Raw genomic sequence first — 14,239 nt, 5'->3', positions numbered from 1 at the left:
TACTGGTTATCGTTACTTCCACGTCGCCACCAGCAATCCCAACCGGCAAGGAGCAAAATATACATTAATACATATAGCAACCCGCATATATATTATAGTGATACATCACCCATCCGTGGGCAAATCTCACCTTCATCCATGACAAATATCCTATTTCATCCATTTCCATTCCCCAATCGGAGGCGAGCTCCGAACCTATGGGGGCGGGGCATGGTCGCCGGCATCCATTTGATGGGGATCGGGGGCATGGTCACCCAGCGTCCACGTGATGCGACGGGGCATGGGCACCCATCAAATGGATGATGGGTGCCCCATCCCAAAGATTGGGCGGTCGCGCATGCGCGACCGCCCAATTCAATCCTTTGACAAATACTTTCTGTTCGGTATATATTACAGGCAAGATAATCCTACTAGTTTACTCGGAATAGGGAAACAACAGGGTTGAAAAGATCTGAAAATGTATGGTAAACTGGGCGAGCCACCAGAGGCAGAATTGAGTGCAGAAAGCTTCTTTTCTCTCTATATAGCATGTGGCACCTGAGCAGAAGCTCGATGGATGGGCCTTGTTCCCGACCTGGGTATGATATAAAATCGCTCAGATTGATCATTTTTACGTTTTCATATGTTCGGAAAGGCAGCTGCATCCAATGGCAGAAATTAATGAAGCAGAGCTCATGGACGCGCTCCGTGAGTGCTATGATCCGGAGATACCGGTTAATATTGTTGACCTCGGGCTTGTCTATGGCATGGATATCAATAACGAGACGGGAAACGTCGACGTTACGATGACTCTTACCGCGCTGGGATGTCCTATGGCCGGCGAGGTGATGTCAGAGGTCGAGATGCGTGTGCGACAGGTGGAAAATGTCAAAAACTGCAAAGTCGAGCTGACATTTGATCCACCCTGGTCACCAGATCGTATGACTGAAGATGCTAAATGGGAGCTGGGCATGATTTAGCCAGTTACCAGTATACAGACGAAAACGAGCATGCTTTTCTGCGAATAGAAGGCATGCTCGTTTTCGTCTGTATAAAGCCATTGAAGCGTTTTCGCAACCTGTAAGGCGATTATGTGGTTCTCTGTACAATGTGGGTAGGAGGTTGATGATGGAATTTGAGGCCAAGTCGAACACAGGATTACTAAAAACAACAGGCAGGCATAGATTTTCAAAAATAACATTGGCAATCGCGCTGGCACTACTTCTGGTGGTAGGTATCAGTACCTTGATCGGATACAACGTTGTGTATCACCCCTATATCCTGCGCATACAGGGCACAGCGACATCTATAGCGCGCATTCAAGAGACGGTACACGCCAGGGCCACGCATGCCGCGCAGATCTCAGCAACCCTGGTAGCCCAGGACAGAGCAACAGCCACGGCGGTCGCCCGCCATCAAAACAATTATGACCTGATCACCAGGGCGTTCCCCAACATTAATGATGACCTCCACAATCCGGATATCTATAACTGGGATACCGGTTCCGGCTGCACCTTCAGCAATTCCGCATATAACGTCGCAGTCGCGGAAAAAGGTTTCTTTCTGCCCTGCATTGCTAAAAACACCAGTCTGAACAACTTTGTCTATCAGGTAGATATGAAGATTATCCGCGGTGATGCCGGTGGACTGATCGTTCGCGCGCGCGGCGATAACTCGCAATCCTATATTTTCGTTGTGGGACAGGATGGGAGCTACAGCATCTATTACTACTCCGGTGAAGATAAGAAGGCCGCCCAGACGCTGACGGATGGATATAACAGCCAGATTATCATGGGCTATAAACAGGTCAATACGCTGGCGGTACTGGCCAGCGGAAGCTCGCTGGATTTCTATATCAACAGAAAATACGTTACCAGTGTGATCGATACGACGTTGAGCAGCGGGCAGATCGGGGTGCTGGCCAATAATTATAAACGCTCGACACTGGTTACCTACTCTCATGCCAGGATCTGGAAACTCTAGCAGGGACCGAGAAGGTCCTGCTTCAACGTATGATAGGAGAGGTGTTCATGTATAATTGCCCTCAATGCGGGAACATGCTATCGCCAGGAATGACGCGCTGCCCCTATTGCCACTGGAACCTGGCGGCGACCACCAATGAAGATCCCTATCATACATCCTACGCTGGTCGGGGAGGAACACCACCATCCGGCTACACCATCACCGATGAAACCAGCTATCAGTCTGAAGCCGCGCGCGCCCATCATTATATGGTCGCGGTGGCTTCAGCACCAACGATCCAGACGCACGAGGTGCAGCAACACAAAATAGTGATCGGCATTATGCTGGGAGCTATCATGCTGCTGGCCCTGCTCCTGATAGCCAGTGGCGTGAGCCTGCTCTATTATAGAGAGGTCACCCGTCCAGCCCAGCTGCATACCCAGGCTACCGCGACCGCCTATGCCAACCACATCGTCACCCTCCATCACAAGGCAACGGCACAGGCGCTGGCTACCCAGGTTATTCAGGCCACACAAGCCGCGATCAGGCAGAAGAAGGCGGCCTCAATTGCCGCCGCGCAGGCGACGGCTCAGGCTCGGGCAACCGCGACGGCCCAGCAAAACTTCTATTCCATGAGCACTCAGGGCCGGCCGACTATTAGCGCGCCCTTGCTGTTTGAAACGGGTCAGAGATGGGACGTCTATCCGACCAGGGACGGGGGTGGCTGCGCGTTTACCCCGGATGGCCTGCATAGCAGCGTCTTCAAAACCGGTTCTTATGCTCCCTGCTTCGCCCATGCCACCCGTTTCCGCAACTTCGCGCTAGAGATTCAAATGACGATCAAAAAAGGCGACGAGGGTGGCGTCATTTTTCGCTCCACGAACCACGACAAAAGCTTCTATAGCTTCCGGATTGATCGTTCTGGCGTCTATGGCCTGCTTCTCACCAGGAGCAACGGCTACGCCATACCCCTGATCTATGATCAAAGCCCGTTTATTAAAACAGGGATTGGCATGACAAACACCCTGACAATCATTGCCAGGGGTGACAATATCTACCTCTACATCAACAGACACTATGTGGGGAGCGCCAGTGACAACAGTTATAGGATCGGTACGATCGGGATTATGGCGGTCAATCGTCAGCATGCGACGGTCGCAAGCTTTAATAATCTACATATCTGGCGGTTATAGTTATCATCGGTGGAGATACATAAAAAAGGGATGTACCACTTGAAGCATGCTGCGAATAGTACTATATCCAAATAGCTTACCTGGTATATATATTGGTAAATAAGCCATAATCATATAGAATAGAGCTGTTAATTTCGCAGCAGCAAAAAGTGGAGACTTTATTATGAACTGTCCATCATGTGGATTGTATTTACCCAGCCCGGTCTATCGATGCCCACGCTGTAACCAGCCGCTATCGACATCCACTGAATCGACAGCCGCACGCCAGCAACTATTCCAGCCGTCGACAGGCAATTATGTACCAGGCAACCAACCAGAATCCCCTCCGGCTAAAACGCTATTTCGACACCCACAGATGCAGGTGGGAGAACCGGGAACGGCCCAACCATTCACACAGACACACAGCCAGCCACGCGCGTCCAATGCAACGGGGCAGTCGCCTGCCTACAGTCAGCCCTGGCAGCCATCCTCCCCTCCTGCGAGTTGGAATGCTGCCAGTCAGCCCCTGCCACCGTCGCCTATGCCGACCTGGAACGCGACCAGCCAGCCGCTACAGTTCTCGCCCGCGCCCAACTGGAAATTGAACCAGCCACTGCAATCCTCTCCCGTAGCGGGTACGCTACGGCGTTCGTCGATGGTGAATCAGCGCAACCGTTCAGGCCGGAAACGGAAACAAACATTTATCTGGGTAGGGGTGAGCATCTGCGTGCTCCTATTGGTGACCCTGGCAGGTTATGTCTTTGTACAAAATTATAATCAGGCGACGGTAACACAGCCGGCACTGATATATCCAACGCCGGTCCCAACACTACCGGCCCTGAAGGTTACCGATCCACAAACACTCTATCAACAGGCAATTGTGCGCAAGCCATTGCTCACAGATAAGCTTGCCGCACAGGACTCCTATGATTGGGAACCTGTCAACACCAACGCCAGCGGTAAATGCACCTTCACCGGTCAGGCGCTTCACGCGACCAGCGTACAGGGTAACCAAGCAGTCCTTTGCCTGGAACAGGCTCTCCAGTTCGACAATATCGCCTTTCAGGCCCAGGTGACTATTCGACAAGGGGACACCGCCGGACTGGTGATCCGCTCCAACAAGACCGGTGAACAACTTTATCTGTTCGGCATTACAACCACGGGCCGCTACCTGCTGGCCAGTGCCCAGAAGAAGACGGGCGAGCAGACTAAGGTCATCGCCGGTGGCCTGAGTCCGGCCATTCAACAGGGGCTCAATCAACCCAACCAGTTGACCATTATCGCGCGTCAGCAGACCTTGTATCTCTACGTCAATGGACAATATTTAACAAAGGTCAACGACGCGACCGCCAGCAAGGGCCAGGTTGGCTTCTTTTCCGGCGACTCACAGCATAACGTTCCAGAGGCGGCGTTCAATCAATCACATGTATGGGGGATCTAACGTGCTAGACTCAGTCAGACCTATATGGCCGCCACCACCTCGTTCCCGCAAACGCCGCTCTCTACCTGGAATGATCAGTTCACTGCTGGCCCTCATCCTATGCGTATTGCTGGTGATCAGCGCGCTGGGGCTGCTCACTTTTGAGACCACAACCCACTATAGAGGCGCCCTCCGGCGTACCGCGACGGTAGAGGCGCAACAAACTAGCAGCGTGCAGACGACGGCCCAGGCCAGGGTGCAGGGGACGGCTCAGTATTTTCAAAATGCCCAGGCGCAGATCGAGGCCACAGCCACCGCCGAAGGCAATCTGGCAGCCGTCGCCACCCAGGGCGCCATGAATGTCACGGCCACAGCCACCGCGAACGAGAATCTATACCAGAGCAGAGCAGGCGGCAAGGCCGCCATCGATGATCCGATGACCGACAATAGCGGAAGCAGCAAATGGGATAGCGGCAACGGGTCCACCGATACGGGATGCGCATTCAGTGGCGGAACCTACCATGCCAGCGAAGCCCAGTTTATGTATCTACAGCCCTGTATCGCGCGCGCTACCAACGTAGCGCAACTCGCCTACCAGGCCGATGTCACCATTGTCCAGGGGAACCAGGGACAGGCCGGGCTGCTCTTTCGCGTCGATGGCGCCAACAGCGCCTACTATTTTTTTCACGTCGGCAGCAACGGCAGCTATGCGCTTGATCTCTACAATGGAGCCAGCGGCAGTGTCCTGCTGCAAGGGAGCAGTGCTGCGATTAATAGCGGCATCAACAACATGAATCAGTTGATGGTGCTGGCCGACAGGGATAGCATAACGATTCTGGTCAATGGCCACTATCTGGGCGCGATAACCGACGATAGCCTGAGCAGCGGCAAAATCGGGGTCGGTGTGATCAACAATGGCACACCGGTCGATGCGACCTTCGCCAATGTGAAGGTTTGGAACTATGAGCAGAAAGAGACATTAACGAACGGCGGCGGTTGACGCTGCCGCCGTTCGCCGTCCGGCCCAATACTTACGAATTGAGTAGATCGCGCACATAGCCAGCATCAGCAAGAGAGGTTCGATCGGTGCGCGAAAGCGTGGGATACCATACAGCCCCACATTCTCCCCGACCGTCGACAGCAAGATCAAATACACCAGCAATAGCTCACGCCAGCGTCTCCTGCTGACGATCAATCCCCAGGCCGCCAGCAGGAAGATCGGGATAGGAACGACGTTCATCAATACCAGCACGATGCGGCTGGATAGTTGATTCGGGAAACGATCGGTGGGCAGATCGGCCTCGTGCGCGGCCGGAACCCACATGTTGAGGGCGTGGGCGGCCAGTAATCCCGGCATCTCGCCCACGTGCGTCTGCATCCATTGTAGCGACTTCGCCTTATAGAGGTCCTCCCTCTTCATCTCGCAACGAGCATCACACGTATAGAGGGGAAAGGCGCCCGACACCTCGGGCACTGAGCGCAAGGGATTCGACCACGTCATCTGATCCCATGGCTTCTGGGCAACCTGGTTGTTGTATGAGCCCAGCAACACGGTCCCATCACCGGTCGCGACCGGCACAAAGCGTTGCGACACCAGGTAGTTGCGCAGCGTCCATGGCGCGATCAGCAACAGCGCGATCAATGGGACGACCACAGCCACGCGCCAGGCGAAACGCCAGCTAAATACCCGCTGCCAGCCCAACACCAATGCCCAGAGCACTATCAGTCCCGCCACCAGCAAGCCGTTCGGCCGCGTCAGCGCCAGCAAAGCGAGTAAAACGCCAGCGAGTATAACCAGTCCTACACCACGATCGCGCAGCAGGCGATAGAGGGCATAGCCGAGGGCCGTTAAAAGAAAGGTGTAGAGCGTCTCCGAATAGAGCCAGCCGGTGTAGATGTAGAGTCCCGGATAGAGGGCGGCGACAATGCCAGCCACCAGTGCCAGGCGGCGCGTATTCAAGAAGTCCCGCACCCATAGATAGATAATGAGGCAGGTCGCGGCATCCAGCACGCATAAAAGGAGGCGCGTGAAAAGATCGTTGGGGCCAAACACGAGCGAGAGCAGCCCGATCAGCAGCGGCCAGAGCGGCGCCCGGTAGACCGTAGTGATATTGCCATGCAGGCAGAAGCAGTGCGCCTGCAACAGGTGCAGACCAATATCGCGATACTGCTGAGAATCACGGGTTGGAACATAGTGCAGCGCCACGGTAAAATTATAGACAACTCGTACCAGCAAGGCCAACACAAATACACCAACAGCGAAACGATCCAGTCGCCAACGCATCATCTTCATAATTTCCTACATAACTCTACTTCAATAGGGACATTTTGACACTCCCCACGGCGAAAGCCGGAAGCTTCTTGATTCATCCAGGCAGCGCAATCTCCTGTATTGCGACAGAAGACAGGAGGCCATCTGTCCTCAAGCGTTCGCCAGATTGATCTGGCCCGTTCCTGTCTGCCCGACAGTACGGGAGGCTTCTAAGATATTGAGCGCGGCATTTTCATCACGGTCCATGACCAGGCCACAACTCGGACAAATATGCGTACGCATGCTCAGCGTCTTGATGACGGTCGTGCCGCATCCGGAGCAGTTCTGGCTCGTTCCATGGGGAGCCACAGCGATGATGGCAATGCCATGGAGCTTGCCATAGTATTTCACCTGCTCCAGGAAGGCCCCCCATGCCGCATCATTAATGGACTTGGCCAGTTTGCGATTGCGGACCATATTGCGGATGACCAGGTGTTCAAAGGCGATCAGGTCGTGAGACGAGACGAGCGCATTCGCCTGCTTTCGGGCGAAATCTTGACGCTGCCGCTGAACTTTCAGATGGGCTCGGGCGACCAACTTGCGCGCCTTGCCCCGGTTCTTCGAGCCCTTCTTTTTGCGGGAGAGTCGGCGTTGTAAGCGCTTCAACCGGGCTTCGGCTTTGCGATAGTAGCGGGGATTCTCAATTGTGTTGCCAAGAGAATCGGTATAGTAGGCTTTGAGTCCAATATCGATCCCGACCTGCACACCGGTGGCTTCATGCGCAATCTGGCGCTCGGCCTGGACGCAGAATTGCACATAATATCCATCCACGCGCCGGATCAGCCGAACCCGTTTGATCTGTTTGATGGGGAAGGTTTCAATCGTGCGTGTCCCAATCAGCCGGAGCCGACCAATGCCGCATCCATCGCGAAACGTGATATGTCGCCCATCAGGCTCAAGCTTCCAGCCCGAGGTTTTGTATTCAATGCTGCGGTTATCCTTTTGAAAGCGCGGATAGCCTTTCTTTCCTGGTTTGCTGGCTTTGCAATTGGTATAGAAACGTCGGATGGCAAACCAGGCCCGATCTGCGCTGGCTTGACGTGCCATCGAATTGAGGGCACCGACAAAGGAAAATTCTTTCGCCAGGATCGCGCAATACTTTTGCAAATCATCCTGTCCAATGCCCTTTTCATCCATCCAGAGACGGAGGCATTTATTGCGGATAAATTGCACAGTACGAATCGCTTCGTCGATGGCGGCATATTGCGCCTTTTTCCCATCCACTTTATATTCGTATGTGAGCATGCACGTCCCTTTCCACCCCGAATGTTCTACCCTCAGCATAGCATGATTGAAGCACGTATTCAAGAGCCTATATGCATGTTCATATGGGAGGCTTTTTGCCCTCATGCGAGTCCCATCCCCCGTTCCAAATAATAAGGAACGCGTCTTATATCCCCATGCCAGAAAGCAAAGGCTTTACGGCGCAGTTTGGTAACACTTTTCAGTGCTATAAAAAATATTTCAAGCTGGTTGACAAATACGAGGGCAACTGCTATGCTGAAGCACACATATTACATACAATACATGGGCAATGAATGGGATGAGTAGCTCTTAGCATAAAGAGACAGAGAACTGCGGGTCGGTGCGACGCAGTCTATGCGAGAGGGAAATCCACCCGGGAGCCCACGCGCTAAGCGTCAACGGATGCCTCCGTTATCGGGCCGTAACGAGTTCCACTGCCTCTGTGCGGGCATTGGAAAAAATAAGGTGGCACCACGATTTTGCGCATTCAGCGTCGTCGTCCTTGAGTCAGGACGCGGCGTTTTTTTATTGCTTGTCGATTGCGTGGTCCACAGACACAGTGGTGGCACGCGGGAGAAAGAGGAGAGAAAAGAGCATGCTTGATCTTGCATTTATACGTAGCAATCCCGATGTGGTCAAGGAGGCTGCACGGCTCAAAAACAATTCGATTGATATTGATGCCCTGCTGGCATTAGATCAACACGTTGTCGCCCTCCAGCACGAAGTAGAGGAGGCGCGTGCCAAGCAGAATCAGCTCTCGAAGGGGATTCAGCAGGCCGCCAAAGAGAAGAATGTCGAGCTGCGCAACAACCTGATCGCAGAAGGCAAGAAGCTGGCCGAACTCATCAAAGCCAAAGAACCCGAGCTGAACCAGATGACGGAAGAGCGCTATAACATGCTGCTGCTGGTCCCAAATATTCCGGATCCCAGCACCCCGGTTGGAAAAGATGAGAGCGAGAACGTTCCTTTTAAATATTGGGGCGAGCTACCCGAGTTTGGTTTTTCGGCGCTGGACCACTATGATCTAATGCTCAAGCATAACCTGGTCGATATCGAGCGGGCCGTGAAGGTGGCCGGATCGCGCAGCTATGTGCTACGTGGGGATGCCGCCCGGTTGGAGCTGGCATTGATCAACTTCGCGATGGACAAAATGGCGCGCAAAGGCTTCACGCCACTGATCGTCCCCTCGATGGCCCGCGACTTCGCCTTTGTTGGCAACGGCCAGTTTCCCAAGGGGCGCGACCAGGTCTATGAGCTGAAGGATCAGGATCTCTTCCTGGTTGGGACGGCAGAGGTGTCGATCACCGGCATGTATAAAGATGAGATTCTCAAGGGCGAAGAGCTGCCCCTGAAATTTGTCGGCTATAGCCCCTGCTTCCGCCAGGAGGCGGGCACCTATGGCAAGGATACCCGTGGCGTCTTCCGCATTCACCAGTTCAACAAGGTTGAGCAATATATCATCTGTAAAGCGGATCACGAGGAGTCGGTCTTCTGGTTTGAGCAATTACTTCAGAATGCCGAGGAGCTCATCCAGGACCTGGAGCTCCCCTATCGCGTGGTTAATGTCTGTACCGGCGACATGGGTGATGGAAAAGTTGGCATGTATGATATAGAATGCTGGGTACCAAGCGAAAAACGTTATCGTGAAACCCACTCGTGCTCGTACCTGCATGACTGGCAGGCACGGCGGGCGAACCTGCGCTATCGCGACGAGGAAGGCAAAGTACGGTTTGTGCATACGCTCAACAACACGGCCATCGCCTCGCCGCGCATCCTGATTCCACTGCTGGAGACGCACCAGCAGGCCGATGGCAGCGTTCGCATTCCCGAGGCCCTACGCCCATTTATGGGAGGGCAAGAATTTATTGGCCGCCCGGTACCAGCCCACTCGTAGCGAAAGTGCTATGAGTCATCCCGGATTTTTGAAAAATCCGCAAAACAGGTTCTACGCTCCTAAAGCGGGAGGTGCAGGAGGGCTGACCGCCCTCCTGCCGGGGTGTGGGGACATCCCACACCCCGGCAGGGAGGGCCCTGCACCCCTGGTTTTGGAAACTTTTTCAAAAGTTTGGGATGGTTCATAGGCGAGAGGTCGGCCTGGTCGACCGTCTGTATGAGAAAGAGAAGAGGCAATGGACCCAATTAACCTGTTTGATTATGAGCAACTGGCACAACAGCGTTTGCCCGCGGTGATCTGGGACCACATTCAAGGCGGTAGCGATGATAGCCTCACGGTACGCGCCAACCGCCAGGCCTTTGAGCGACTGCGACTGCGCCCGCGCGTGCTGGTCGATGTCAGTGTCATCGAGACCCATACCACTGTACTGGGGACCCCGATCCAGTTGCCAATTCTCGTCGGGCCGACCGCCGGCCATATGCTGGCCCATCCAGAGGGTGAATGCGCCACCGCCCAGGCGGCGGAACAGGCTGGCACCATCATGATTGTCAGCGGCTTCTCCTCACGCACCATCGAGGATATCCGCGCCAGCACGCAGGGTCCTCTCTGGCTACAGCTCTATAGCTACCATAGTCTGGAAGTAACCGGCCAATTCGTCCAGCGGGCCACAGCCGCCGGTTACCAGGCCATCGTGTTGACGGTCGACACGGCCCACCTGGGACACCGCGAACAGGACATCCGCAACAACTTTCAACGCTCCCACTTTGTACCGCTGGCCAACTTCATCGATAATGACGTCAGCGAGACGCCTCTGCGTCACCTGGTAGATACCTGGGAGACCGTGGATTGGTTGCGCACAGTAACCCATCTCCCCATTATCCTCAAAGGGATTTTAACGGCTGAAGACGCCCTGCTAGCACTGCAACACGGCGTGTCCGGCATCGTGGTCTCAAATCATGGTGGACGACAGTTGGACGGGGCCATCACCAGCATCGAGGCGCTGCCAGACATCGTGCAAGCGGTCAATGGCGGCTGTGAAATCTACCTGGACAGCGGCATCCGGCGCGGCTCCGACGTATTGAAGGCCCTGGCCCTGGGCGCGCGCGCCGTCTTGATTGGTCGCCCGATTTTCTGGGGACTGGCCGTCAACGGCGGGGCGGGGGTTCACCACGTGCTTGAGCTGCTCCACGCCGAATTGACGATGAGCATGGCCCTGGCTGGACGGCCCACGTTGTCCTCGCTCGATCCCTCCCTGATCAAATTGCCCGAACGGCGCATGTAACAGAGAGCCACTGGCGAGATCAAAACTGATGCGCCTGCATGCTAAGAGAGTAAAATGATCTCGCCCTTCACCGTCTGAGCTTCGTCATCGATCAGCAGTCGACCGATGCTGCAGGTGGGCTGACGGCGGCGATCATTGGCGCTGCCAGGATTAAAAAGCAGCTGGCTCGCATGTTCCTGATTGTAGGGATTGTGACTATGGCCAAATATCACCACGCGCGCGTCTGGAAATTCCTGGCGCGCCGTGCGATCATAGTGGCGCGCATCCCCCAGGATATGCACGATCCCGATGCGCATCCCACCCACCCTGATCTCTTTCTTGATTGGCAGCTTCATCACTACCTCTTCCTGCTCGACATTTCCCTGCACCGCCACCACGGGAGCGATCGTCTCCAGGTCCGATATAACGGATAGAATCGAGAGATCGCCAGCATGAATGATTAATTCGACGCCGGCGAAATGTTCCCACACCGCCTCTGGCACACGCGGAAAACGCGGACAATGCGTATCAGAGATAACACCTATGCGATGTTGCATCTTTGTATCCTCTCTTATTTTGAGATATATTACCTATGGCTTATCCAAGCAGCCATACATAAACATGCGACGAAACGAGTACAACAGAACTCTAGAGAGAAGGGGTGCGTTTAAGCGCGCCCAAAATCAGGATATCATATGCGTATTGCGATTATATCTGATATACATGGAAACAAGATAGCGCTGGACACCGTACTGGAGGATCTCTCAAAGCAACCGGCCATCGACCAGCTGGTGATCGCAGGCGATCTGCTTTTGAACGGACCCTGTCCCAAAGAGACCCTGGACACCATCCGGCAGCTCCACTGCCCGGTTATCCAGGGGAATGTGGATAAGGATGTCGTCAGCCAGAACTCAAAGAAGGGTCCCAAAAAGCAGAGCGTGATCGAGTGGACGCGCAGCCAGATCGGGGAGGAAGGGATCAACTACCTGGCCTCATTGCCTTTCAGCTATCTTGTCTCCAATCCCAATGGCACCGACCTGTTAGTGGTGCATGCCAATCCACTAAATCAGGAAGAAGCTATTTTTCCGACTTCACCCGACAGCAAGATTGAGCATCTCTGCGGCGACCTGCGCCCCACGATAGGGGCCGTAGTCTTTGGACACTATCATGTCGCTTACACGCGGCGCTGGCGCCATCTGCTCCTGGTCGATGCAGGCAGTTGTGGCCTGCCACGCGATAGCGATCCACGCGCGTCCTACGCCATTCTGACCTGGCAGGATAACGTCTGGCAAGCCGAACACCGGCGCGTCAAGTATGACGTGAAATCGGTCGTCAAGCAGCTCAAAAATAGCGGCATCCCTACCGTTGACAAGCGTATCAAAGTATTAACTGAAGCGGAATATTAATAAATATAAATACATTACACTTGTCAGGTTCCTATCTGGCAAGTTGTTTTAGCCTCTCCAGCTATCCCTCAGGATATGTGCCTCTACTTTCAGCCGTTTGTTGCCCTGGCAGGTTGCACAACGTGTTAGTGACAGCGAATATTTCTTTAAGAGGATATGTCTGTCAGATTGGAAAAGGAATGCTACCCCTGCGACATGGGACCCGCAATGTCATGGTGTAACAGATCCTGACAGTTAGTTTCCGAAGAAAGAAAGGTTGTCATGGCACAGCAAGACTGGACTCCATCGGTATCACCACTGCGGCAGGTCAGGGCTCATCGTGGACATAGCTGGCTATCAGCCTTGCTCATCGGGCTGGCGCTGTTCGCGGCCTCAACCATCATACTGTTCATTACGGGCAACGTAAATCTCTATCCGACCGTCATTCTGATTGGTAACTTCCTGATTCCGGTTGTTTTCGTGGCCTTTCTGTACGACCATCAGAATATCAGTCAACTGACCCCTGAGAGGGTAGCTAAAAGCTTCTGCCTCGGTGGTATCCTGGGGACCCTGGGGGCCGCGACCTTTGAATCATTCCTGATCCGTCCAGCTGGTCCCAATCATGGGCTAACCATAGGAAGTGCTATGCTAGTGGGATTAATTGAGGAGGGCTGTAAGATACTGGCGGTCATGTTTATGGCCCGGCGTATGCGCCATGATTCCGCGCTAGACGGCTTGCTGCTGGGGGGTTCAGTTGGGATGGGCTTTGCCGCCTTTGAGAGTACAGGCTATGCCTTCAGCGCCTTTCTGGCCAGCCAGGGACATATCAGCGCGTCGGTGGTGGTAACTATCGCCAGGGGCATGCTAGCGCCCTTTGGCCATGGCGTCTGGACAGCCATTCTCGGCTCTGTCCTGTTCCACGAGAGCCTGCCCCATCGCTTCCGTTTGACCTGGCGGGTTGGGCTGGCCTACCTGTTCGTCTCGTTCTTACACGGAGCCTGGGACGGTTTGCCGGCAAGCATCTCTCCCATCTACCTGATTCTCCCCCCAGGCATCCCTATCTCAGCGATCACCATTGCCATCAGCGTCGTTGGAATAACCGTCCTGGTCAAGCTATACCACCTGAATCTACACCAGCAGACCACGCTAAACGCCAGCCACGCATAAAGAGCGTCAGACCTCCGTCATGCACGTTTTCTTAGCGCATGACTACCCGGTTTCTGTGTGCTCAAACAGCCTTCCATGTGTTGGTGCATCGGGGGCGCTCACGCACACTCGTAAAATAACCGGGCGCCACCCTTTCTTGAAGAGTGGCACCCGGTTATTTCATATTTTAATCAACGACATCCTATAAAAAGGACAATACATTAGTATAAGGTATAATTACGGTCGTCGGCAGACGCGATATAACGTAAGCAACGAGCTAAATTAGATGCAACCATATCTGGAGCCTCTTCTGCACCGGCAGTGTCATCACCCAGATAATTGGCGGCATCGCCAGCATCTACTAACTCCAGTTCCTCGATAATGGAGTGTAGCTCTCCGGTTGTGGTCATTGGATATCCCCCAGTCATACAATAGTCAGATTACATGCATTCACTTCCACCTAT

13 protein-coding genes and 1 other annotated feature are annotated in these 14,239 nt (G+C 54.1%); of the genes, 9 read left to right on the top strand and 4 right to left on the bottom strand.

The window, feature by feature from the left end:
- Positions 1–647: 647 nt before the first annotated feature.
- The 5 genes from AABA21_RS27675 to AABA21_RS27655 all read left to right on the top strand — a co-directional run bounded on the left by AABA21_RS27675 (position 648) and on the right by AABA21_RS27655 (position 5,533).
- The gene (locus tag AABA21_RS27675; RefSeq protein ID WP_338255200.1) at positions 648–959 is read left to right on the top strand and encodes a metal-sulfur cluster assembly factor; all 312 of its coding nucleotides are present in this window, start codon (positions 648–650) and stop codon (positions 957–959) included.
- A 145-nt stretch (positions 960–1,104) separates the two neighbouring features.
- Positions 1,105–1,962, top strand: coding sequence for a hypothetical protein (locus AABA21_RS27670; protein ID WP_338255198.1), 858 nt, complete (start codon positions 1,105–1,107; stop codon positions 1,960–1,962).
- 47 nt (positions 1,963–2,009) lie between these two features.
- Entirely contained in the window at positions 2,010–3,134 is a 1,125-nt protein-coding gene (locus tag AABA21_RS27665; RefSeq protein WP_338255197.1) for a zinc ribbon domain-containing protein, read from the top strand.
- A gap of 163 nt (positions 3,135–3,297) precedes the next feature.
- The gene (locus AABA21_RS27660) at positions 3,298–4,554 is read left to right on the top strand and encodes a hypothetical protein (RefSeq protein WP_338255196.1); all 1,257 of its coding nucleotides are present in this window, start codon (positions 3,298–3,300) and stop codon (positions 4,552–4,554) included.
- A 1-nt stretch (position 4,555) separates the two neighbouring features.
- Complete coding sequence (locus AABA21_RS27655; protein WP_338255195.1) at positions 4,556–5,533, top strand: hypothetical protein; 978 nt, start codon at positions 4,556–4,558, stop codon at positions 5,531–5,533.
- On the opposite strand, the gene AABA21_RS27650 is transcribed toward AABA21_RS27655, so the two are convergent.
- Both AABA21_RS27650 and AABA21_RS27645 read right to left on the bottom strand, forming a co-directional pair.
- Complete coding sequence (locus tag AABA21_RS27650; protein ID WP_338255194.1) at positions 5,513–6,820, bottom strand: ArnT family glycosyltransferase; 1,308 nt, start codon at positions 6,818–6,820, stop codon at positions 5,513–5,515. The genes AABA21_RS27655 and AABA21_RS27650 overlap by 21 nt on opposite strands.
- Before the next feature lie 135 nt (positions 6,821–6,955).
- Positions 6,956–8,089 (bottom strand): RNA-guided endonuclease InsQ/TnpB family protein, encoded by a 1,134-nt coding sequence (locus AABA21_RS27645; protein WP_338255192.1) that lies wholly within the window; start codon positions 8,087–8,089, stop codon positions 6,956–6,958.
- Positions 8,090–8,369: 280 nt separating this feature from the next.
- Positions 8,370–8,596 (top strand) — a binding site (T-box leader).
- Positions 8,597–8,684: 88 nt separating this feature from the next.
- Here AABA21_RS27645 and serS point away from each other — a divergent pair.
- Both serS and AABA21_RS27635 read left to right on the top strand, forming a co-directional pair.
- Entirely contained in the window at positions 8,685–9,983 is a 1,299-nt protein-coding gene (serS, locus tag AABA21_RS27640; protein ID WP_338255190.1) for a serine--tRNA ligase, read from the top strand.
- Between the two features lie 235 nt (positions 9,984–10,218).
- Entirely contained in the window at positions 10,219–11,265 is a 1,047-nt protein-coding gene (locus tag AABA21_RS27635) for an alpha-hydroxy acid oxidase (protein ID WP_338255189.1), read from the top strand.
- 41 nt (positions 11,266–11,306) lie between these two features.
- Here AABA21_RS27635 and AABA21_RS27630 read toward each other — a convergent pair whose 3' ends face one another.
- Positions 11,307–11,801: a metallophosphoesterase family protein gene (locus AABA21_RS27630; RefSeq protein ID WP_338255187.1), complete on the bottom strand. Its 495-nt coding sequence runs from the start codon at positions 11,799–11,801 to the stop codon at positions 11,307–11,309.
- Between the two features lie 138 nt (positions 11,802–11,939).
- On the opposite strand from AABA21_RS27630, the gene AABA21_RS27625 reads away from it, so the two are divergent.
- Positions 11,940–12,650, top strand: coding sequence for a metallophosphoesterase family protein (locus AABA21_RS27625; RefSeq protein WP_338255186.1), 711 nt, complete (start codon positions 11,940–11,942; stop codon positions 12,648–12,650).
- Between the two features lie 261 nt (positions 12,651–12,911).
- A complete protein-coding gene (locus AABA21_RS27620; protein ID WP_338255185.1) occupies positions 12,912–13,796 on the top strand; it encodes a PrsW family intramembrane metalloprotease in 885 nt (294 codons plus the stop codon).
- 200 nt (positions 13,797–13,996) lie between these two features.
- On the opposite strand, the gene AABA21_RS27615 is transcribed toward AABA21_RS27620, so the two are convergent.
- Complete coding sequence (locus tag AABA21_RS27615) at positions 13,997–14,185, bottom strand: hypothetical protein (protein WP_338255183.1); 189 nt, start codon at positions 14,183–14,185, stop codon at positions 13,997–13,999.
- Positions 14,186–14,239: the final 54 nt, after the last annotated feature.

The sequence above is a fragment of the Dictyobacter halimunensis genome (assembly GCF_036245075.1).
This window is presented reverse-complemented; position numbering and strand designations above follow the sequence as displayed.

Coding starts and splice junctions, on each gene's coding strand:
- AABA21_RS27615 (WP_338255183.1), bottom strand. CDS start 14,185: ATGACCACAACCGGAGAGCTACACTCCATTATCGAGGAACTGGAGTTA.
- AABA21_RS27625 (WP_338255186.1), top strand. CDS start 11,940: ATGCGTATTGCGATTATATCTGATATACATGGAAACAAGATAGCGCTG.
- AABA21_RS27635 (WP_338255189.1), top strand. CDS start 10,219: ATGGACCCAATTAACCTGTTTGATTATGAGCAACTGGCACAACAGCGT.
- AABA21_RS27645 (WP_338255192.1), bottom strand. CDS start 8,089: ATGCTCACATACGAATATAAAGTGGATGGGAAAAAGGCGCAATATGCC.
- AABA21_RS27630 (WP_338255187.1), bottom strand. CDS start 11,801: ATGCAACATCGCATAGGTGTTATCTCTGATACGCATTGTCCGCGTTTT.
- AABA21_RS27665 (WP_338255197.1), top strand. CDS start 2,010: ATGTATAATTGCCCTCAATGCGGGAACATGCTATCGCCAGGAATGACG.
- AABA21_RS27620 (WP_338255185.1), top strand. CDS start 12,912: ATGGCACAGCAAGACTGGACTCCATCGGTATCACCACTGCGGCAGGTC.
- AABA21_RS27660 (WP_338255196.1), top strand. CDS start 3,298: ATGAACTGTCCATCATGTGGATTGTATTTACCCAGCCCGGTCTATCGA.
- serS (WP_338255190.1), top strand. CDS start 8,685: ATGCTTGATCTTGCATTTATACGTAGCAATCCCGATGTGGTCAAGGAG.
- AABA21_RS27670 (WP_338255198.1), top strand. CDS start 1,105: ATGATGGAATTTGAGGCCAAGTCGAACACAGGATTACTAAAAACAACA.
- AABA21_RS27650 (WP_338255194.1), bottom strand. CDS start 6,820: ATGATGCGTTGGCGACTGGATCGTTTCGCTGTTGGTGTATTTGTGTTG.
- AABA21_RS27675 (WP_338255200.1), top strand. CDS start 648: ATGGCAGAAATTAATGAAGCAGAGCTCATGGACGCGCTCCGTGAGTGC.